Source organism: Pseudomonas sp. TUM25319, assembly GCF_056388475.1.
Genome location: NZ_CM150751.1, coordinates 6,175,718 through 6,195,819 on the forward strand (window position 1 = coordinate 6,175,718; position 20,102 = coordinate 6,195,819).

Genomic DNA, 20,102 nt, shown 5'->3' on the forward strand with positions numbered 1-20,102 from the left:
ACAATTAGGGGCCACCCACATGCAAACCTGGCAACAAATCTATAGTCCGCTCGGTAGTCTCGGTCTGTCCGCGCTGGCAGCGGTCATTCCCATCGTGTTCTTCTTCCTGGCGCTGGCCGTGTTCCGTCTCAAGGGACACATCGCAGGCAGCATCACGCTCGCCCTGTCGATCCTGGTCGCCATCTTTGCGTTCCAGATGCCTGCCGACATGGCCTTCGCCGCTGCCGGCTACGGCTTCGCCTATGGCCTGTGGCCCATCGCCTGGATCATCGTCGCCGCCGTCTTCCTCTACAAACTGACGGTCAAGAGCGGCCAGTTCGAAGTGATCCGCAGCTCGGTGCTGTCGATCACCGATGACCAGCGCCTGCAAGTCCTGCTGATCGGCTTCTGCTTCGGTGCCTTCCTGGAAGGTGCCGCCGGTTTCGGCGCGCCGGTTGCGATCACTGCCGCCCTGCTGGTGGGCCTGGGCTTCAACCCGCTGTACGCCGCAGGCCTGTGCCTGATCGCCAACACCGCGCCGGTTGCCTTCGGCGCCCTGGGTATCCCGATCATCGTCGCAGGCCAGGTCACCGGCATCGACGCCTTCCACATCGGCGCCATGACCGGCCGCCAACTGCCGCTGCTGTCGCTGTTCGTACCGTTCTGGCTGGTGTTCATGATGGACGGCCTGCGCGGCGTCAAGGAAACCTGGCCTGCCGCCCTGGTTGCCGGCCTGAGCTTCGCCGTTACCCAGTACTTCACCTCGAACTTCATCGGCCCGGAACTGCCGGACATCACCTCGGCCCTGGCCAGCTTGATCGCCCTGACCCTGTTCCTGAAGGTCTGGCAGCCAAAACGCTCGTTCACCACCGCAACCGCCAGCGTCGGCGCAGCCGTGGTCAAGGCCGGCGGCAGCCAGCCAACCCCTTACAGCCTGGGCGAGATTTTCAAGGCCTGGTCGCCGTTCCTGATCCTCACCGTGCTGGTCACCATCTGGACCCTGAAACCGTTCAAGGCCGCATTCGCCGCCGGCGGCTCGATGTACAGCTGGGTGTTCAACTTCGCCATCCCGCACCTGGACCAACTGGTCATCAAGACCGCGCCGATCGTGACCGCGCCAACCGCCATGCCAGCGGTGTTCAAGCTCGACCCGATCTCTGCCACCGGCACCGCGATCTTCATTTCCGCACTGCTGTCGATGATCGTCCTGAAGATCAACTTCAAAACTGGTCTGACCACTTTGAAAGAGACCTTCTACGAACTGCGCTGGCCGATCCTGTCCATCGGCATGGTCCTGGCCTTCGCCTTTGTCACCAACTACTCGGGCATGTCGTCGACCATGGCCCTGGTCCTTGCCGGTACCGGCGCCGCGTTCCCGTTCTTCTCGCCGTTCCTCGGCTGGCTGGGCGTGTTCCTGACCGGCTCCGACACTTCGTCCAACGCCCTGTTCAGCTCGCTGCAAGCCACCACTGCGCACCAGATCGGGGTCAACGACACCCTGCTGGTGGCTGCCAACACCAGCGGTGGCGTGACCGGCAAGATGATTTCGCCGCAATCCATCGCCGTGGCCTGCGCCGCCACCGGCCTGGTCGGCAAGGAGTCGGACCTGTTCCGCTTCACCCTCAAGCACAGCCTGTTCTTCGCCACCATCGTCGGCCTGATCACCCTGATCCAGGCTTACTGGCTGACCGGCATGCTGGTTCACCACTAAAGTGACAGGGGCCGGGCGCGCTGCGGCGTGCCCGGCAGTTGCCTTCTCACACACACGCTGCGAGATCCCATGATCATTTCTGCCTCCACCGATTATCGCGCCGCGGCCCAGAGCAAGTTGCCGCCGTTCCTGTTCCACTACGCCGACGGTGGCGCCTACGCCGAGTACACACTGCGCCATAACGTCGAAGACCTGGCCAGCATCGCCCTGCGTCAGCGCGTGCTGAAAAACATGTCCGAACTGAGCCTGCAGACCCGGCTCTTCGACGAAACCCTGAACATGCCAGTGATCCTGGCCCCGGTCGGCCTGACCGGCATGTACGCCCGCCGCGGTGAAGTCCAGGCAGCCCGTGCCGCGGCCGCCAAAGGCATTCCCTTCACGATGTCGACTGTCTCGGTCTGCCCGATTGAAGAAGTGGCGCCGGCCATCGACCGGCCGATGTGGTTCCAGCTCTATGTCCTCAAGGACCGCGGTTTCATGCGCAACGCGCTGGAACGGGCCAAGGCAGCCGGCGTGAAGACCCTGGTCTTCACCGTCGACATGCCGGTTCCCGGCGCCCGTTACCGCGATGCCCACTCCGGCATGAGCGGCCCGAACGCACCGCTGCGCCGTGTCTGGCAAGCCATGACCCATCCGCAATGGGCCCTGGATGTCGGCCTGCTGGGGCGCCCGCACGACCTCGGCAACATCTCCAAATACCGTGGCAACCCCACCGGCCTGGCCGACTACATCGGCTGGCTGGGTGCCAACTTCGACCCGTCGATCTCCTGGAAAGACCTGGAGTGGATCCGCGAATTCTGGGACGGCCCGATGATCATCAAGGGCATCCTCGATGCCGATGACGCCCGCGACGCGGTGAAATTCGGCGCCGACGGCATCGTCGTCTCCAACCACGGCGGCCGCCAGCTCGACGGCGTGCTGTCCAGCGCTCGCGCCCTGCCGGCGATCGCCGACGCGGTGAAAGGCGACATCACGATCCTCGCCGACTCCGGCATCCGCAGCGGCCTCGACGTGGTGCGCATGATCGCCCTCGGCGCCGACAGCGTGATGATCGGCCGCGCCTTCCTCTACGCCCTGGCCACCCACGGCGAAGCCGGCGTACGCAACCTGCTGGAACTGTTCGAAAAAGAAATGCGCGTGGCCATGGTGCTCACCGGCGCCAAGTCCATCAGCGAGATCACCCGCGACTCGCTGGTCCGCGAACTGGGTGCCTGAGCGCGCCCGCACTTCATACCGCCTGATTGACCGGGGACACGCGGCGCGCCAGACGCCGCGACCCCGCGAGGAGTTTGCATGAGCCTGCCCGCCGCGTTCCTCCGTGATGCCGAGCGCCTGATTCCCGCTGAACGCCGCTTCGACGACCCGACTTCGACCCTCGCCTTCGGCACCGACGCCAGCTTCTACCGACTGATCCCCAAGCTGGTGGTGCGCGTCGAGTCCGAGGACGAAGTGGTGGGGCTGATCCAGCTGGCCCAGCGCGACCGCGTGCCGGTGACCTTCCGCGCCGCCGGCACCAGCCTGTCGGGCCAGGCCATCAGTGATTCGGTGCTGATCGTCCTTGGCGACAACTGGAACGGGCGCGAGATCCGCGGCCAGGGCGAACAGATCCGCTTGCAGCCCGGCGTCATCGGTGCCCAGGCCAACGCCTGGCTGGCGCCGTTCGGGCGCAAGATCGGCCCCGATCCTGCCTCGATCAACGCCTGCAAGATCGGCGGCATCGTCGCCAACAACGCCAGCGGCATGTGCTGCGGCACCGCGCAGAACACCTACCACACCCTCGCAGGCCTGCGCCTGGTGCTCGCCGACGGCACCCGCCTGGACAGCGAAGACCCGGCCAGCGTCGCCGCCTTCCAGATCAGCCACGCCGGGCTGCTGGACGAACTTGCCCGCCTCGGCCGCGAGACCCGCGCCAACACCGCACTGGCCGACCGCATCCGACACAAGTACCGGCTGAAGAACACCACCGGCTTGTCGCTGAACGCGCTGGTGGACTACGACCAGCCACTCGACATCCTTCAGCACCTGCTGGTGGGTTCCGAAGGCACGCTCGGCTTCATCAGCGCCGTGACCTACGACACCGTGGTCGATCACCCACACAAGGCCTCGGCGCTGATCGTCTTCCCAACCGTGGAAAGCTGCTGCAAGGCCGTGACCGTGCTCAAACAGCAACCGGTGTCTGCCGTGGAATTGCTCGACCGTCGCAGCCTGCGCTCGGTGCAGAACAAACCGGGCATGCCGGAGTGGGTGAAGGGGCTGTCGGATAGCGCCTGCGCCCTGCTGATCGAGTCCCGTGCCGCCAGCCAGAGCCTGCTGCATGAACAACTGGACCTGATCATGGCGTCCATCGCCGACTTTCCGCTGGAGCAGAAAGTCGATTTCAGCGAAGACCCGGCGGTGTACAACCTGCTGTGGAAAATTCGCAAGGACACCTTCCCTGCGGTCGGCGCGGTGCGTCAGACCGGGACCACGGTCATCATCGAAGACGTGACCTTCCCGGTCGAGCAACTGGCCGAGGGCGTCAATCGCCTGATCCAGTTGTTCGACAAGCACCGTTACGACGAAGCGATCATTTTCGGCCATGCGCTCGAAGGCAACCTGCACTTCGTCTTCACCCAGGGCTTCAACAGTGCCGAGGAAGTGGCGCGCTACCAGGCCTTCATGGATGACGTCGCGCAACTGGTGGCGGTGGAGTTCGGCGGCTCGCTCAAGGCCGAGCACGGCACCGGGCGCAACATGGCGCCCTTCGTCGAACTGGAATGGGGCCAGGACGCCTACCAGTTGATGTGGACGCTCAAGCGCCTGCTGGACCCCAACGGCATCCTCAACCCGGATGTGGTCCTCAGCGAAGACCCGGATATCCATCTGAAACATCTGAAACCGCTGCCAGCGGCGGACGAAATCGTCGACAAGTGCATCGAGTGCGGTTTCTGCGAACCGGTCTGCCCGTCCAAGGGACTGACCCTGAGCCCGCGCCAGCGCATCGTCATGTGGCGGGATATCCAGGCGAAGAAGCGCGCCGGCGAAGATACCTCGACACTGGAGCGGGACTACCAGTACCAGGGCATCGACACCTGCGCTGCCACCGGCCTTTGCGCCCAGCGTTGCCCGGTCGGGATCAACACCGGTGAACTGGTGAAGAAGCTCCGTGGTCAGGCAGCCCATCACGGCAAGACGGCGGACTGGCTGGCCGACAACTTCCACACCGCCCTCAGCGGCGCCCGCCTGACCCTGCGCGCGGCCAATGGCGCCCGCCGCCTGCTCGGCGCACCGCGCCTGAGCCGCATCAGTCGCACGCTGAGCAAGGCCAGCAACGGTCGTTTGCCGCAGTGGACACCTGCCATGCCACAGCCGCTGAAGAACCCGCTGGTCAGTGTCGCCGCCAACGATGCGCGCCCACGGGTGGTCTACCTGGCCGCCTGCGTATCGCGAGTGATGGGCCCGGCGGCGGCGGATCGCGAGCAGACCTCGCTGCTGGACAAGACCCGAGGCCTGCTGGAAAAAGCCGGCTACCAGGTGATCTTCCCGGACAACCAGGACAGCCTGTGCTGCGGCCAGCCGTTCGCCTCCAAGGGCTACGCCGAGCAGGCCGAGCACAAGCGCCAGGAACTGATCAGCGCGCTGCTCCACGCCAGTCGCGGCGGCCTCGACCCGATCTACTGCGACACCAGCCCGTGCACTCTGCGCCTGGTGCAGGACCTGGCCGACACCCGCCTGGACATGTACGACCCGGTGCGTTTCATCCGTACCCACCTGCTGGACAAACTGGAGTTCACTCCGCAAGACGCACCGATCGCCGTGCACGTAACCTGCAGTACCCAGCACCTGGGCGAAAGCCAGGCGCTGATCGACCTCGCGCGGATGTGCAGCAAGGACGTGGTGATTCCAGAAGGTATCCATTGCTGCGGCTTTGCCGGCGACAAGGGCTTCACCACTCCAGAGCTGAACGCCCACTCGCTGCGCAGCCTGAAGGACGCGGTGCAGTACTGCGACGAAGGGATTTCCACCAGCCGCACCTGCGAGATCGGTCTATCGAGCCATTCCGGAATCGACTACCACGGACTCGTCTACCTGGTGGACCGCGTCACCCGACCTCGCGCCATCTGACGGCCTTCGCGGCCGGTTGGGCAAGCAAGCCAACCGGCCGCGACATTTCTCTGAACTCCTTCGCAAGCGGCGCAGTCCATCCATCAGGCCCATCTTCCCGAGGCCTTCCCAGCCAAGGAGATTCACATGAAGCGTACTGCGATTACCGGACTGTTCATGACCGCCGCACTGCTTGCCTCCCCTGTGTTTGCCGCGGACGACCTGTGTGACGCCAATCTGCAGAAGATCGACGACCACATGGCAACGATGACCGCAACGTCGGAAGACCTCGTGAAATCGGTCAAGGAACAGACCGACGATGCCCGTGCCGCCAAGGCCGCCGGCAACGAGAAGGATTGCATCGCCCTGACCACCAAGGTTCTGGACCAACTGGACAAGACCACCAAGGGTGGCGAGGGCGGCACCCAGTGAGCCAGAGCATCCGGGCGACGGTATACGTTGCCCGGATGTTGGCGTATACTCTGCCTCACGCGTCGGAAACGACGCTCAGCTAGAGCGCAGCAAATGGGGCCGATTAGGATTCGACGCCGGTAGTGAAACTCTAGGTGCATGCCGAGTTGGTAACAGAACTCGTAAATCCACTGTTGCAACTTTCTATAGTTGCCAATGACGAAAACTACGAGGGCTACGCTCTCGCTGCGTAAGCAGCTGAGCCCGCTCTTCTGGTAGCTTCGGCTCCAGCAATCACCAGGGGATGCCTGTAAACCCGAAGTGATTGTCATACAGAACAGGATCGCCGTGCAGTACGTTGTGGACGAATCGGCTAAAACTTACACAACTCGTCCAAAGCACCCTGCCCGTCGGGCGGCTGCGGATTAACTCAATAGACACGGCTAAGCATGTAGTACCGACAGCGGAACACTGGCGGACGGGGGTTCAAATCCCCCCGGTTCCACCAAACACAACACAAAGCCCCAGCTCATGGGGCTTTGTGCTATCTGGACCTGACGCTTTTTGGCCGGTGTGTCACCAACGTGTCACATCCCCCACAGGTCGCCGTCCCGCGCCTGGCGCAAAACCAGATCCCTCGCAACCGCCGCTTCATCGTCACGGAACGCCTACTTCATAAGGCCCTGTGAACGGGATCAGTTCGCTCAATACTTGTTACACAGGTCCTTGGTGACAAGGTCCCTTATAGGTGAATACATCAGATCGGTTGCCATGGCGCTCACCTTGAACTTGTAGGCGGGGTCGGCTTTTATTTTACGTACCTCTGCCTTTGTCGCTTCGTCGATGGTGGAATCCGTCGCCATCACATTCTCGACATCACTTTTCTTTCCAGGAGTTACCTTGTCACAGACTTGCTCCATAGCGACAAGCGTTATGAGGGTTTGCTCCTGCTCTTGCGCCGTATCTGCCAACGCGTTACCTGCAAACCCCAGAGCGGCCAGACACAGCGATAACAGGGAAACTTTCTTTCGCAACATTCAGAACGCCCTTATTCCTTGATACTTGATTCCATTGCTTGCCAACTGCCGCATCACCGATTACAGAACCATTGCAGGCGCCTTTACAGACCGCAGCCGCCTGACATGTCTGTCATTCGATGCAACTGGCGGAAATTCTCGATATTACTGTCTCCCGCCCGTTGACAAGATTCACGCGCTCCCCAGCCACCACAACGCCGTACCCGATGACGTTATTTCCAATCGCGACTTTTGCAGGATCAATGAACACCGTCTCTTCCGATACATCAATTATCGCGTTGGTTGGCGCGCCGCCAATGGAAGCGTAAACGAAGATGGAGTTGTCACTCACGTTGGTCACTTCACCATAGAACGTGACTGGCTCATTGGTTTTCTTCGCGAAGGGCGCATGTTTCATACCAAGCTTGGCTTTAAACCACGCGTCTCCTTGAGCATAAGCCCACAGCTTGCAACTTTTGCTCTCGTCCGTGCCCGACAACGCGTTCATTTTCTCCTCGACTGAAGAAATGCACTCGCTCTCGAGGGACGCTATCTGGTCCCTGTTCAGTCTCAGGTGATTTCCAATATTCAGATTATCCACCTGATTCCTGCAGGCCCCCGATACCGACGAGGAACTGAGGCCGCCATGGGTGGTTAGCGAATAAACCGCCATGTCCACATATTCCGGGAGTTTTCTCAGGGCCTGCTGCATCGTCGCATCGAGCGGGACGGCGCTCGATGCAACACTTGACCACCCGCCGACAACACACAACGAAGCCGCAGTTAAAAACCTGACCATGTAAACTCAACCATCCTTGTCTGACCGGGGCAGGCAGATTCCCGACAGGGCGCCTTACCCTCTCCGATGGTGCCCAAGTGATATCATTGCAAGGTGATTTAATCAATCTCTCCTTCACCCTCCACCGAGCAGTCTGGCAGTCGGCGCGGTTGGCGATAGGCGCGGTGGCATGCTCTTGGCAGGCACGGAGCAGATTGACGGAGCCATTCAAGCACCGTCGTACCACTCGCCCTTGATCCCCTGATTTCGCTGGTGCTCGGGTTTGGCCAACCGCCCAATTGCCAACATGCCATTGCGCACAGGTGACTTTGCCCAATGTGCCTTGCTCTTCGGGCAGCTACGGAGCAACCTCACGTCCAGCTCAACCAAAAATCCAAAACGCGCCGGCAACTACCGGCACCAACAGTCAACGTGGATCAGAACGCCATGGATGATTCATCACTTGTAATAGGTGAACGTGGTCTTATAGGTTTCGCACCCTGAGTATTTACCCCAGGTGCCAGCCACATTACACCGATCATAGGCAATCAAATTACCAAAGGAATCGAGTTTCTGGTTGATATACTCAACCGCCTTCACGCTGCGATCAAACTCCCTAATCTCAGCCTCAAGAAAACCACGCTCATTGAAGTACTTTATGAGTGTCTCCCGCACTTTCAGCCCACTACCACTCCCTGAAGACACCACTCTCTCAATTCTTTTCAACCCCCCACCTTCATAATAATCATAGCGATAGTCGTTAATTATTTTAGTCCGTTCAGTGTAGTAGCTGCCATCAGGTCGAAAATTCTCCATCATTACCACTGCAACACTTCCTTCCAACAATCCATTTTTGTAAGTACTGGTAAACGTCTCTCCCTCCTCCGAAGACTCCTTTGCTTGAATTCTTCCGCCATCTTCAAAGTAGTCTACTTTCCTGACTGCATTCGAATAAACACTATGGGTTTTATTCCCATATTTGTCGCGCTTGTATGTAGTCGTAGAGAACCTGCCATCTCCCCACATATCATCCTTGCTCAAGATTGGCATGTTATGCTGGTTGCCATATTCGTATTTGATAACAATATTAGGTCTTTTCGCATAGGTTACGCGACCGCGCTTATCCAATAACACACGCTTATAGGGTTTTTTATCGCAGGCTTTTTCACAACGGTAGGTCACTATCTCTTTCGGGGAGCCCTGGATTCTCTTCAACGGATTATCTGTCAACTCCAAGGTCGGATCTTCTGCCAATTCCCTGCTCAGTAGCGTATCGGGAGAGATTTCCGCAGCGGCGGAAGCATCCTTGAAGCAAACCAACAGCAAAAAAAGGGCGGGCAACATTGTTCTTCTTTCCATAGAAATACCATCCATTACTCGTCGATATAAAACCAAAATAAAATTGAAACGCTTCGACTGGTTTCGCCCAGGATCAGACGACCGTCTCCCCCAACGTACGGGTGCACGCGCAGCTTTCGCCCCATCTCTTCACGGAAAACGCCCTATCAGTTCAGCGACACACTGCGAGCAAAACCGCGCCAAAAGCGCCCTTCGCTTTCCTTGTCCAGCACATTTCTAAACCAGGACAAGGCAATATGCCACTATTCTTTGGCAGCCGCAGATCTGCGGGATACTCCCTCGCACAGGACAGGACCGTTCACCTGCAACGCCGAAATCGGACCACGCCACACGTCCCTGTACCCGCACCACATTGGCGCCCACCCACGCCCCAAAACCAGACACCCATCCCTTCAGTTCACCTAAGACTCTTCCGACATACATTCCAGAACCCGTCTGACACGGGCCTTTCCAAATAATCTGACCACTTGGCCATGTTTTTGCTTTGCAACCTGCTCAAAGCAACCATGACCGAGCCGTCCCATGTCCGAATCTCCCTCGCCCCTGCGCCTGGAACTGCGTGGTATCACCAAGCGCTATCCCGGCACGCTGGCCAACGACCGCGTCGATCTGCGCATCGATGCCGGTGAAATCCACGCCTTGCTCGGCGAGAACGGCGCCGGCAAGAGCACGCTGATGAAGATCATCTACGGTGTCACCGCACCCGATGCCGGCGAGGTGCTGTGGGACGGGAAACCGGTTCAGGTACGCGACCCGGCGCAAGCCCGCAACCTGGGGATCGGCATGGTGTTCCAGCACTTTTCCCTGTTCGAGACACTGACCGTGGCCGAGAACATCGCCCTGGCCCTCGGCCGCGAAGCCGGCACGCCCGGACAACTGGCGCCGCGCATTCGCGAGGTGTCGCAACGCTACGGCATGGGCCTGGAACCGGAGCGGCTGGTGCACAGCCTGTCGATCGGCGAGCGCCAGCGGGTGGAGATCGTTCGCTGCCTGATGCAGGACATCAAACTGCTGATCCTCGACGAACCCACTTCGGTGCTCACCCCGCAGGAAGTCGACGAGCTGTTCGTCACCCTGCGCGCCCTCGCGGCCGAGGGCTGCAGCATTCTGTTCATCAGCCACAAACTCGGCGAAGTCCGGGCGCTCTGCCATAACGCCACGGTGTTGCGCGGCGGTAGGGTCTCCGGCGACTGCGTGCCGGCCAACTGCAGCGACCTGGAACTGGCGCGGTTGATGGTCGGTGACGCCGAAGGACTTGAAGCGACGTACCCGAAAAGCGCAGGCGGCCTGCCGCGTCTGCGGGTGGACGACCTGACCTGGCGCAACAAGGACCCCTTCGGGACCTCGTTCGCCAACCTGCGCCTGGAAGTGCGCAGCGGCGAAATCGTCGGCATCGCCGGGGTGGCCGGCAATGGCCAGGACGAACTGCTTGCCCTGCTCAGTGGTGAAACCCGCCTGCCAGCCGGCGAGCGCGAACGCATCACCCTCGACAACCAGCCGATGGCCAACCTCTACCCGGACGCCCGCCGTGCCCTGGGCCTGGCCTTCGTTCCCGCCGAACGTCTCGGCCACGGCGCCGTGCCGGAGATGAGCCTCGCCGATAACGCCCTGCTCACCGCCTTCCAGCAGGGCCTGCTCAGCCGCGGGCTGATCCGCTCGGCCAAGGTGCTGGAACTGGCCGAAGAGATCATCCGCCGTTTTGCGGTGAAAACGCCCGACGCCCAGACCAGTGCCCGCAGCCTGTCCGGTGGCAACCTGCAAAAATTCATCCTCGGCCGCGAGATCCTGCAAAACCCGAAACTGCTGGTCGCCGCCCACCCGACCTGGGGCGTCGACGTCGGCGCCGCCGCCGCAATTCACCGGGCGCTGATCGCCCTGCGCGATGCCGGTGCGGCGATCCTGGTGATCTCCGAAGACCTCGATGAACTGTTCCAGATCAGCGACCGCATCGGCGCCCTGTGCAGCGGTCGCCTGTCGCCGCTCAAGGCCACCGCCGACACCCATACCGTGGAGGTCGGCGGCTGGATGGCCGGCCAGTTCGATGCCCCGCAAGACGCCGCCTGACGAGAACCCGCCATGTTGTTATCCCTCGAACCCCGTACCCAGCAGTCCCGCGCCATGCTGCTGCTTTCCCCGCTGCTCGCCGGCCTGCTGACCCTGGTCAGCGGGGCGATCCTGTTCGCCGCACTGGGGCATGACCCGCTGCTGACCTTCCACACCCTGCTGATCGAACCGGTCAGCGACCTCTACGGCATTTCCGAATTGCTGCTCAAGGCGCTGCCGATCCTGCTCTGCGCCCTGGGCCTGGCCGTGGCTTACCAGGCACGGATCTGGAACATCGGCGCCGAAGGCCAATTGCTGATGGGCGCGCTGGTCGGCAGCGCCGTGGCGATCGAGCTTATCGACTGGGACAGCCGCTGGGCGCTGCTCTGGGTGCTCGCCGCCGGCACCCTCGCCGGCGCACTGTGGGGCGCCCTGGCGGCGTGGCTGCGCACGCAGTTCAACGCCAACGAAATCCTCACCACCATCATGCTCAACTACATCGCCCTGAACCTGCTGCTGTTCTTCGTCCACGGCCCGCTCAAGGACCCGGACGGCTTCAGCTTCCCGCAGTCGGCGATGTTCGGCGACGCCAGCCGCCTGCCCGCCTTGTTCGAAGACGGCCGGGTGCACGTCGGCCTGTACTTCGTGCTGCTCGCCCTGGTCGCAGTGTGGGTGCTGCTGCACAAGAGCTTCCTCGGCTTTCAGATCAAGGTGCTCGGCCTCGACCAGCGCGCCGCCGGCTTCGTCGGTTTTCGCGAGAAGCGCCTGGTGTGGCTGGCGCTGCTGATCAGCGGTGGCCTCGCAGGGCTGGCCGGTGTCAGCGAAGTCAGCGGGCCGATCGGCCAACTGGTGCCGCAGGTTTCGCCTGGCTACGGCTACGCGGCGATCACCGTGGCCTTCCTTGGCCGCCTCAACCCGTTCGGCATCCTGATCGCGGGCTTGCTGATGGCCCTGCTCTACCTGGGTGGCGAGAACGCGCAGATGAACCTCAACCTGCCGCAGTCCCTGACCGGGCTGTTCCAGGGAATGATGCTGTTCTACCTGCTCGCCTGCGACGTGCTGATCCTCTACCGCCCACGCCTGAAGCTGCAATGGCGCCGCCGCGCCGCGCTGCCGGAAACGGCCAGCGCCTGATGCTTCCAATGCCCCCTTCATTCTGCTGCCGCCCTCGTCGGGCGGCCTGAGGCTTCGACCATGGATCTCGATCTGCTAGGCAACATCCTCTACGCCATGGTGCGCTGCGGCACCCCGCTGTTGTTGGTCGCCCTCGGCGAACTGATCTGCGAAAAGAGCGGCGTACTCAACCTCGGCCAGGAAGGCATGATGCTGTTCGGCGCAGTGGTGGGCTTCATCGCCGCCTTCGCCACCGGCAACCTGTGGCTCGGCGTGCTGATGGCCTGTCTGGCCGGCATGCTGCTGTCGTCGCTGTTCGCCCTGGTCGCCCTCGGTTGCCAGGCCAACCAGGTCGCCACGGGCCTGGCGCTGACCATCTTCGGTGTCGGCCTGTCGTCCTTCGTCGGTGCGGCCTGGGTCGGCAAGCCGCTGACCGGTTTCGAGCCGGTGGCGATCCCGCTGCTGTCCGACCTGCCGATCATTGGCCACATGCTGTTCAACCAGGATGTGCTGGTCTACCTGTCCTTCGTGCTGTTCGGCCTGATCGCCTGGGTGCTGCTGAAAAGCCGCATCGGCCTGATCCTCCAGGCCGTCGGCGAAAACCCCGATGCCGCCAGCGCCATGGGCCTGCCGGTGCTGCGGGTGCGCACCCTGGCGGTGCTGTTCGGCGGCGCCATGGCAGGTCTCGCCGGTGGCTACCTGTCGCTGGCCTACACGCCGATGTGGGCGGAAAACATGACTGCCGGCCGCGGCTGGATCGCCCTGGCGCTGGTGGTGTTCGCCAGTTGGCGGGTGTTCCGCGTACTGCTCGGCGCCTACCTGTTCGGCCTTGCCAGCATCCTGCATCTGGTGGCCCAGGGCATCGGCGTCAGCTTCCCGGCCAACCTGCTGGCGATGCTGCCTTATGTGGCGACCATCCTGGTGCTGGTGGTGCTGTCGCGGGATGCGATCAAGACCCGGCTGTACGCGCCAGTGTCGCTGGGGCAGCCATGGAAGGCGGGGCATTGAAAGGGTTGTTGCGGGTGGAACCTGTGGGAGCTGGCTTGCCAGCGATGAGGCCACCCGCAACACCGCACCACCAGAAGGCGCCACACACGGCATCACGCACCACAACAGAACCCGTTCCAGCCTCGTCACCCGCTCAGCCCCGCACAAACACATTTTTTGCCCGCTTGGTCAGCTTTTTGCAGTAACGGAAAAGCCCGACACGGCCATTAGAAAAGACCAACAGGAGCCACAGATGCATCAGAAGAAAAGCAAGAACCTGCTGCGCGCCCTCGCCGCCGCCATCGGCCTCAGCAGTGTGCTGTCCGCCTCCGCCGCCGATCCGCTGAAGGTCGGCTTCGTCTACATCGGTCCCATCGGTGACCACGGCTGGACCTACCAGCACGAGCAAGGCCGCCAGGCGCTGATCAAGCAGTTCGGCGACAAGGTCGATACCAGCTTCGTCGAGAACGTGCCGGAAGGCGCCGACGCCGAACGGGTGATCCGCAACATGGCCAAAGGCGGCTACGACCTGGTGTTCGCCACCTCCTTCGGCTACATGAACCCTGCGGCCAAGGTCGCCAAGCAGTTCCCGAAAGTCACCTTCGAGCACGCCACCGGCTACAAGCAGGACAAGAACCTCGGCACTTACCTGGCGACCTCCTATGAAGGCCGCTACGTCGGCGGCTACCTGGCCGCGAAGATGACCAAGACCAAGAAGATCGGCTACGTCGCCTCCTTCCCGATCCCGGAAGTGATCCGCGACATCAATGCCATCCAGCTGGCCCTCGACAAGTACAACCCCGGCACCGAAATCAAGGTGGTGTGGGTCAACTCCTGGTTCGATCCGGGCAAGGAAGCCGACGCCGCCAACGCCCTGATCGACCAGGGCGTGGACGTGCTGTTCCAGCACACCGACAGCCCGGCGCCGATCCAGACCGCCGAACGCCGCGGTGTCTATGCGGTGGGCTACGCCTCCGACATGGCGCACTTCGGGCCGAAAGCGGTACTGACCTCCATCGTCAACAACTGGGGCCCGCACTACATCAAGAGCACCCAGGCGGTCATGGACGGTACCTGGAAGTCCCAGGACTACTGGGGCGGTCTGGCCGAAGGCACCATCGAACTGCCGATCAGCGACCTGGTGCCGGCCGACGTGAAAAGCGGCGCCGAGCAGATCATCGCCAGCATCAAGGACGGCTCGTTCCATCCGTTCACCGGCCCGATCATGGACCAGAGCGGCGCGGTCAAGATCGCCGAGGGCGCTACCGCCAGCAACGCCGAACTGGCGGGCATGAACTACTACGTCAAAGGCATTACCGCGCAGATGCCGAAGTAAGCGCCAGGCGGGAGCCTCAGCCGCTCCCGCCCGCGCCGCAACACCGTGTCGCCGTCCCTCCTTCCGGAGAACCGCGCACAGGACCGGCCCCGGCCGGTCTCTTCGCTGATGGGTACGAGAAGACTCGCAGCATCACGGACTCAAACACCCCGCCGCCGGCGACCGGGTCCGCCCTTCTTGGAGCCAACCATGAACACCCTGCCAATCATCGACATCTCACCGCTCTACCAAAACGACCCCGACGCCCGCCACGCCGTGGCCCGGCAGATCGACGCCGCCTGCCGCCAGTGGGGCTTCTACTACATCAAGGGGCATCCGATCCCTGCCGAGCGCATTGCCGAGCTCAAGGCCGCCGCCGAAGACTTCTTCGCGCGGCCAGCCGAGGAGAAGCTGCGCATCGATATCACCCGCAGCGCGCACCATCGCGGCTACGGCGCCATCGCCACCGAGCAGCTCGACCCGAGCCGGCCAAGCGACCTCAAGGAAACCTTCGACATGGGTTTCCACATGAGCGCCGGGCATCCCGATGTACTCGCCGAGAAACCGCTGCGCGGCCCTAACCGCCACCCCGCCATTCCCGGCTGGGAAACCCTGCTGCAGCAGCACTACGACGACATGCACCAACTGTCGCTGACCCTGCTGCGGGCCATGGCCGAAGCACTGGGTATCGAGGAAGACTTCTTCGACCAGCGCTTCGCCGACCCCATCAGCGTGTTCCGCATGATCCACTATCCGCCGCGCCAGACCGCCAGCAGCGCCGACCAGCAAGGCGCCGGCGCGCATACCGACTACGGCTGCGTGACCCTGCTGTACCAGGACAACGCCGGTGGCCTGCAAGTGCAGAGCCTGGACGGCGAATGGATCGACGCGCCGCCCATCGACGGCACCTATGTGGTCAACATCGGCGACATGATGGCGCGGTGGAGCAATGACCGTTACAAATCCACGCCGCACCGGGTGATCAGCCCGCTGGGTGTCGATCGCTACTCGATGCCGTTCTTCGCCGAACCGCACCCGGACACCGAGATCAGTTGCCTGCCCAACTGCTCCGGCAGCGACAACCCGCCCAAGTACCCGCCGGTGTCCTGCAGCGACTACATGCTGTCGCGCTTTGCCGACACCTACGCGTATCGCCGCGAGGAAATCCAGGCCTGAGCCCCGCGATGGCGCAGCCACGCGCCATCCTGAAGCAATCCCGTCACACTCGGCACCGCGCAACCCAGGCGTTGCGCGGCGCCAGCCCCGCCTCAATGGCCCGCCCGCCGCGAAAAATGGCAAAACGTCCGCTCAAATCACTTTTTCTGTCCACACAGACAGGAATTGGCGTTGTTCTTGCTCTCTCCGTGAAAGCCTGACCAACACGACAGGTTCAACGCTTGAACAACACAAAAATCAGGAGCTTTCGATGAATCGCATCACCACTTCCCTGTTGCTGGCGAGCGGTCTGCTGGCAACCGGTCAGGCCCTGGCCGGCGACCTTCTGCAGTGGCAGGACAACAGCCTCACCTACCTCAACGGCGTCGACTTCAAGGTCGATCCGCCCAAGCAGCAGACCGTCACCTTCGAGCACGCCAGCGGCTGGAGCTTCGGCGACCTGTTCATCTTCGTCGACGGCATCAAGTACAACACCGAGGCCACCAACGGCGCCGGCGACGGCCACAGCTTCTACGGCGAGATCAGCCCGCGCCTGTCGTTCGGCAAGATCAGCGGCACCGACCTGTCGTTCGGCCCGATCAAGGATGTACTCCTGGCCGCCACCTACGAGTTCGGCGAAGATGATGTCGAGGCCTACCTGATCGGCCCGGCAGTGGACCTGAACATTCCCGGCTTCGACTACTTCCAGCTCAACACCTACCTGCGCACGCCCGATGGCAAGCGCGACGGCAAGAACGTCTGGCAGATCACCCCGGTGTGGAGCTACACCGTGCCGGTGGGCAACTCCAACGTGGTCATCGATGGCTTCATCGACTGGGTGGTGGACAACGACAAGGACTACCACGCCAACTTCCACTTCAACCCGCAGATCAAGTACGACCTGGCCAAGGGCATGGGCTGGGGCGAGAAGTTCTACGTAGGCGTGGAGTACGACTACTGGAGCGACAAGTACGGCATCGACCACCACAGCTACCTCGGCGACGAAGTGCTGGGCGGCACCAACCAGAGCGCCATCAGCCTGCTGGTCAAGGCGCACTTCTGAGCCACGAGCCCTGCCGCCCGAGCCTGGTCGGGCGGTCTATCCGCTGAACTGCTCGATCAGCCAGGCTTTCAGACGCAGACAGGCCGGATCGTCGGCCTGTTCCTCCTTGACGATCAGATACTGCAGCGCCTCGCTGAGCGTCAACTCCCCCGCCAGCGGCCGTACCAGCCGGCCGTCCCGTACCAGATCCCGCACCAGATGATCCCAGCCCAGGGCCATGCCCTGGCCGTCCAGCGCCATCTGCACCACCAGGCTGTAATCGTTGCTGCTGAACACCTGCTGAGGCTCCATGGCCGCCATCGGCCAGTCGTGGGCATTCAGGGCGAACCAGGCGTCCCAGTCGACGTTTTCGGTCATCTGCGCGCGGCCATAGGGGTTGAGGTCGAGCAAGACGCTCGAACGAATCCCCTCCAGGGTGCTCGCCTGCGGATGTGCGTTCAGATAGCCCGGCGAGCACACCGGATAGACCACTTCGTGAAACAGCGGCGTACGCAGGTAGCCCGGACGCAGATCGAAGATCTTGGTGATGAAGATGTCGGGGTCGATGCCCGGTTCCATCGCAAGGAAATGCTGTGTGGTGATGATGTTCAGGTCGAGATCCGGGTTGGCGCTGAAGAAGTCCTTCAAGCGCCGCGACAGCCACAAGGTGGACACTGCCGGTGAGCAGCACAGCGTCAGGGTGCGCTTGTCGCCCTGCCGCCGGCGGATGCGCTCGGTGGCCTGGAAGATATTCAGCAGCGACAACTGCGCCGCGTCGAACAGCGCCGCCCCCGAAGGCGTGAGGATCATTTCCCGCCCATTGCGCACGAACAGCTCTGTGCCCAGGTGGGTTTCCAGCTCGCGGATCTGCCGGCTGATGGCCGCCTGTGTCACGCACAGTGCCTCGGCGGCGCGGGTGAAGTTGCGGTACTTGGCCGCCGCCACGAACGAGCGCATGGCCTTGAACGACGGCATGGCGATCAGCGCCTGGTCCGGCTGGGAGCTCTTGGTCATAACAAAAACTGCCTGGTTTCTCGAAAAATAAGTCGGTTCTGCGCGGCAAGGCCGGGGCCCTACACTGTATCGCCATATGACAACAACAACGAGGACGCACCATGCCGTTCAGCTCAGGACGGGAAGCCTTCCTGCAAGGTACCCGGGCATTGCTGCCGCTGATCCCCGGCGTCATCCCCTTCGGCCTGGTCACCGGAGTGATGGCGATCAAGATGGGCATGTCCCCGGGTATGGCGATCGGCATGACCCTGCTGTTCTATTCCGGCTCGGCACAGATGGTCGCCCTGCAACTGATCCACAACGGCGTGCTGCCGCTGGCGATCGTGGTCACGGCGCTGATCATCAACCTGCGCTTCATCATGTACAGCGCCTCTCTTGCGCCCCACCAGCACACCCTGCCGCGGCGCTTGAAATGGCCACTGTCCTACATGCTCTCCGACCAATCGTACGCACTCTGCACCCTCAAGCTGGGCAGCGGCGAACTGGGCAGGTTCGCTCACCACTACTACGCCGGCACGGCGGTGGCCATGTGGCTGGCGTGGAATATCTCGGTGATCGCCGGCATCTACCTGGGCGCGAGCATCCCGGAAAGCTGGTCACTGGGCTTCGCCATCCCGCTGTCGTTCCTGGCCCTGCTGGTGCCCGGCATCCGCAGCCTGCCGAGCCTTGGCGCGGCCATCACCGGCGGGGTGCTCGCGGTGCTGGCGGTGGACCTGCCCTACAACCTTGGCCTGGTGACCGCGTCCATCGGCGGCATCAGCGCCGGGCTGGTGATCGAAAGCCTGCGACGCAAATCGATGCGTCCGGAACCTGACGTGGAAGGAGAAGCCTCATGAGCGACCTGGCCTTGTGGGGACTGTTCGTGGCCGTGGGCGTCGGCACCTTCGCCATGCGCCTGTCGTTTATCGAACTGTACGGACAACTGCGCGTACCGCCGCTGGTGAGCCGGGCCCTGATGTACGTGCCGGCCAGCGTACTGGCGGCGCTGGTGTTGCCGGCGGTGGTCTACCCCGGCGGGCATGAACAACTCGACCTCGCCAACCCGCAGATCCCGGCCGCCGTGCTGGCCGCCTGGGTGGCGTGGAAGACGCACAATACGCTGCTGACCCTGGCGGTGGGGATGGGGGTTTTGTGGGGGTTGAAAAGCCTTTGGTCTTGAGGGGCAAGCTGCAAGCTGCAAGTAACAGCGAATCGGGGTGGTCGTTGCATGGCGTGGCCTGCCAATGGGCATGTCACTCTTCCAAGTCCTTCCCATTCAGGCCAATGGCGTTCATTGCGTAGAACTCGTGCAGCTTGGCCTGCAGCAAGGCCTTGTCCGGGAGCCGGGTTTGATATTCCGCAATCAAGGCAGGAGACAACGAACGATTGAGTGCGTACTCCACCACTTCATCGTCCTTGTTGGCGCACAGTAACACCCCGATCGCAGGATTCTCATGGCCTTTGCGCTCATCCCGGTCCAAGGCCTCCAGATAGAAACCAAGCTTGCCCAGATACTCGGGCTCGAAACGTCCCACCTTCAACTCGATTGCGACCAGACAATTGAGCCCGCGATGGAAAAACAGCAGATCGAGGGCAAAATCCCGGCCGCCTACCTGGATAGGAAACTCGGAACCCGCGAAGCAGAAGTCACGTCCAAGCTCGATCAGAAAGTCCTTGAGTCTCGCCAGCAATCCTTGATGCAGATCGCTCTCTGCGTGAGCCCCCGGAAGGTCGAGAAACTCGACCATGTAGGCGTCACGAAAGACGTCCATCACTCCGGGATGAGTTTGTGACACCACTGGTGTCACTTTTGCGGAAGACAATACGCTACGCTCGAAAAGGCCCGCCTTGAACTGCCGCTCGAGGGCTCGCTTGGACCATTTTTCCTGTATGACCATGCGTAGGTAGAACTCACGCTCCTCCGGCAGCTTGCTCTGGCTAAGAATGATGAGATTCTGCGCCTAGGGAATTTGTGTCAGCAGTGCTGACATTTTTTCATCACTGCGGTAGGTCTCGTAGAACTGCCGCATACGAAACAGGTTACGACTGGTGAAGAGTGGCAAGTTTTAAGCTGCAAGCTGAAAGCAAGAGCAACTGCCGCGTGACTTACAGCTTGA

Annotated in this window: 16 protein-coding genes, 1 other RNA gene and 1 pseudogene; 13 read left to right on the forward strand and 5 right to left on the reverse strand. The window is 62.1% G+C overall.

From position 1 onward, the window contains the following. Window positions 1-19 precede the first annotated feature (19 nt). The 5 genes from AC05QJ_RS27870 (at window position 20) to ssrA (ending at window position 6,692) form a co-directional block, all read left to right on the forward strand. Window positions 20-1,690: a lactate permease LctP family transporter gene (locus tag AC05QJ_RS27870; protein ID WP_476744425.1), complete on the forward strand. Its 1,671-nt coding sequence runs from the start codon at window positions 20-22 to the stop codon at window positions 1,688-1,690. 69 nt (window positions 1,691-1,759) lie between these two features. After that, window positions 1,760-2,905: an FMN-dependent L-lactate dehydrogenase LldD gene (gene lldD / locus AC05QJ_RS27875; protein ID WP_476744426.1), complete on the forward strand. Its 1,146-nt coding sequence runs from the start codon at window positions 1,760-1,762 to the stop codon at window positions 2,903-2,905. Window positions 2,906-2,983: 78 nt separating this feature from the next. After that, complete coding sequence (locus AC05QJ_RS27880; RefSeq protein WP_476744427.1) at window positions 2,984-5,794, forward strand: FAD-binding and (Fe-S)-binding domain-containing protein; 2,811 nt, start codon at window positions 2,984-2,986, stop codon at window positions 5,792-5,794. A 126-nt stretch (window positions 5,795-5,920) separates the two neighbouring features. Next, entirely contained in the window at window positions 5,921-6,205 is a 285-nt protein-coding gene (locus AC05QJ_RS27885; protein WP_476744428.1) for a hypothetical protein, read from the forward strand. Between the two features lie 95 nt (window positions 6,206-6,300). Then, window positions 6,301-6,692, forward strand: a transfer-messenger RNA (tmRNA) gene (gene ssrA, locus AC05QJ_RS27890). Window positions 6,693-6,888: 196 nt separating this feature from the next. Here ssrA and AC05QJ_RS27895 read toward each other — a convergent pair. The 3 genes from AC05QJ_RS27895 to AC05QJ_RS27905 all read right to left on the reverse strand — a co-directional run bounded on the left by AC05QJ_RS27895 (window position 6,889) and on the right by AC05QJ_RS27905 (window position 9,322). Continuing rightward, complete coding sequence (locus tag AC05QJ_RS27895; RefSeq protein ID WP_476744429.1) at window positions 6,889-7,221, reverse strand: hypothetical protein; 333 nt, start codon at window positions 7,219-7,221, stop codon at window positions 6,889-6,891. Window positions 7,222-7,333: 112 nt separating this feature from the next. Continuing rightward, window positions 7,334-7,912, reverse strand: a complete 579-nt coding sequence (locus AC05QJ_RS27900; RefSeq protein WP_476744430.1) for a hypothetical protein — start codon at window positions 7,910-7,912, stop codon at window positions 7,334-7,336. A 525-nt stretch (window positions 7,913-8,437) separates the two neighbouring features. Further along, window positions 8,438-9,322 (reverse strand): hypothetical protein, encoded by an 885-nt coding sequence (locus AC05QJ_RS27905; RefSeq protein WP_476744431.1) that lies wholly within the window; start codon window positions 9,320-9,322, stop codon window positions 8,438-8,440. A gap of 537 nt (window positions 9,323-9,859) precedes the next feature. Here AC05QJ_RS27905 and AC05QJ_RS27910 point away from each other — a divergent pair. The 6 genes from AC05QJ_RS27910 to AC05QJ_RS27935 all read left to right on the forward strand — a co-directional run bounded on the left by AC05QJ_RS27910 (window position 9,860) and on the right by AC05QJ_RS27935 (window position 17,013). Further along, window positions 9,860-11,401 carry an ABC transporter ATP-binding protein gene (locus AC05QJ_RS27910; protein ID WP_476744432.1) on the forward strand — a complete coding sequence of 514 codons (1,542 nt, stop codon included), beginning with the start codon at window positions 9,860-9,862 and terminating at the stop codon, window positions 11,399-11,401. Between the two features lie 12 nt (window positions 11,402-11,413). Continuing rightward, complete coding sequence (locus AC05QJ_RS27915; RefSeq protein WP_476744433.1) at window positions 11,414-12,514, forward strand: ABC transporter permease; 1,101 nt, start codon at window positions 11,414-11,416, stop codon at window positions 12,512-12,514. 60 nt (window positions 12,515-12,574) lie between these two features. After that, complete coding sequence (locus AC05QJ_RS27920) at window positions 12,575-13,501, forward strand: ABC transporter permease (protein WP_476744434.1); 927 nt, start codon at window positions 12,575-12,577, stop codon at window positions 13,499-13,501. 232 nt (window positions 13,502-13,733) lie between these two features. Further along, on the forward strand, window positions 13,734-14,816 hold the full coding sequence (locus AC05QJ_RS27925; protein WP_476744435.1) for a BMP family ABC transporter substrate-binding protein: 1,083 nt from the start codon (window positions 13,734-13,736) through the stop codon (window positions 14,814-14,816). Window positions 14,817-15,005: 189 nt separating this feature from the next. Beyond that, window positions 15,006-15,971 (forward strand): isopenicillin N synthase family dioxygenase, encoded by a 966-nt coding sequence (locus AC05QJ_RS27930; RefSeq protein ID WP_476744436.1) that lies wholly within the window; start codon window positions 15,006-15,008, stop codon window positions 15,969-15,971. Window positions 15,972-16,221: 250 nt separating this feature from the next. Then, a complete protein-coding gene (locus tag AC05QJ_RS27935; RefSeq protein WP_476744437.1) occupies window positions 16,222-17,013 on the forward strand; it encodes an outer membrane protein OmpK in 792 nt (263 codons plus the stop codon). 36 nt (window positions 17,014-17,049) lie between these two features. On the opposite strand, the gene AC05QJ_RS27940 is transcribed toward AC05QJ_RS27935, so the two are convergent. Then, window positions 17,050-18,006, reverse strand: coding sequence for a LysR substrate-binding domain-containing protein (locus tag AC05QJ_RS27940; RefSeq protein ID WP_476744438.1), 957 nt, complete (start codon window positions 18,004-18,006; stop codon window positions 17,050-17,052). A 101-nt stretch (window positions 18,007-18,107) separates the two neighbouring features. On the opposite strand from AC05QJ_RS27940, the gene AC05QJ_RS27945 reads away from it, so the two are divergent. After that, a complete protein-coding gene (locus AC05QJ_RS27945) occupies window positions 18,108-18,842 on the forward strand; it encodes an AzlC family ABC transporter permease (RefSeq protein ID WP_476744439.1) in 735 nt (244 codons plus the stop codon). Then, window positions 18,839-19,165: an AzlD domain-containing protein gene (locus AC05QJ_RS27950; protein WP_476744440.1), complete on the forward strand. Its 327-nt coding sequence runs from the start codon at window positions 18,839-18,841 to the stop codon at window positions 19,163-19,165. Before AC05QJ_RS27945 ends, AC05QJ_RS27950 begins: the two co-directional genes overlap by 4 nt. A gap of 73 nt (window positions 19,166-19,238) precedes the next feature. Here AC05QJ_RS27950 and AC05QJ_RS27955 read toward each other — a convergent pair. Next, window positions 19,239-20,039 (reverse strand): annotated as a pseudogene (locus AC05QJ_RS27955) (PDDEXK nuclease domain-containing protein); the annotation flags it as partial. Window positions 20,040-20,102 lie beyond the last annotated feature (63 nt).

Excerpts from the sequence above, each read along its gene's own strand:
- AC05QJ_RS27870 (WP_476744425.1), top strand. The coding sequence starts at position 20 with ATGCAAACCTGGCAACAAATCTATAGTCCGCTCGGTAGTCTCGGTCTG.
- lldD (WP_476744426.1), top strand. The coding sequence starts at position 1,760 with ATGATCATTTCTGCCTCCACCGATTATCGCGCCGCGGCCCAGAGCAAG.
- AC05QJ_RS27880 (WP_476744427.1), top strand. The coding sequence starts at position 2,984 with ATGAGCCTGCCCGCCGCGTTCCTCCGTGATGCCGAGCGCCTGATTCCC.
- AC05QJ_RS27885 (WP_476744428.1), top strand. The coding sequence starts at position 5,921 with ATGAAGCGTACTGCGATTACCGGACTGTTCATGACCGCCGCACTGCTT.
- AC05QJ_RS27895 (WP_476744429.1), bottom strand. The coding sequence starts at position 7,221 with ATGTTGCGAAAGAAAGTTTCCCTGTTATCGCTGTGTCTGGCCGCTCTG.
- AC05QJ_RS27900 (WP_476744430.1), bottom strand. The coding sequence starts at position 7,912 with ATGCAGCAGGCCCTGAGAAAACTCCCGGAATATGTGGACATGGCGGTT.
- AC05QJ_RS27905 (WP_476744431.1), bottom strand. The coding sequence starts at position 9,322 with ATGTTGCCCGCCCTTTTTTTGCTGTTGGTTTGCTTCAAGGATGCTTCC.
- AC05QJ_RS27910 (WP_476744432.1), top strand. The coding sequence starts at position 9,860 with ATGTCCGAATCTCCCTCGCCCCTGCGCCTGGAACTGCGTGGTATCACC.
- AC05QJ_RS27915 (WP_476744433.1), top strand. The coding sequence starts at position 11,414 with ATGTTGTTATCCCTCGAACCCCGTACCCAGCAGTCCCGCGCCATGCTG.
- AC05QJ_RS27920 (WP_476744434.1), top strand. The coding sequence starts at position 12,575 with ATGGATCTCGATCTGCTAGGCAACATCCTCTACGCCATGGTGCGCTGC.
- AC05QJ_RS27925 (WP_476744435.1), top strand. The coding sequence starts at position 13,734 with ATGCATCAGAAGAAAAGCAAGAACCTGCTGCGCGCCCTCGCCGCCGCC.
- AC05QJ_RS27930 (WP_476744436.1), top strand. The coding sequence starts at position 15,006 with ATGAACACCCTGCCAATCATCGACATCTCACCGCTCTACCAAAACGAC.
- AC05QJ_RS27935 (WP_476744437.1), top strand. The coding sequence starts at position 16,222 with ATGAATCGCATCACCACTTCCCTGTTGCTGGCGAGCGGTCTGCTGGCA.
- AC05QJ_RS27940 (WP_476744438.1), bottom strand. The coding sequence starts at position 18,006 with ATGACCAAGAGCTCCCAGCCGGACCAGGCGCTGATCGCCATGCCGTCG.
- AC05QJ_RS27945 (WP_476744439.1), top strand. The coding sequence starts at position 18,108 with ATGCCGTTCAGCTCAGGACGGGAAGCCTTCCTGCAAGGTACCCGGGCA.
- AC05QJ_RS27950 (WP_476744440.1), top strand. The coding sequence starts at position 18,839 with ATGAGCGACCTGGCCTTGTGGGGACTGTTCGTGGCCGTGGGCGTCGGC.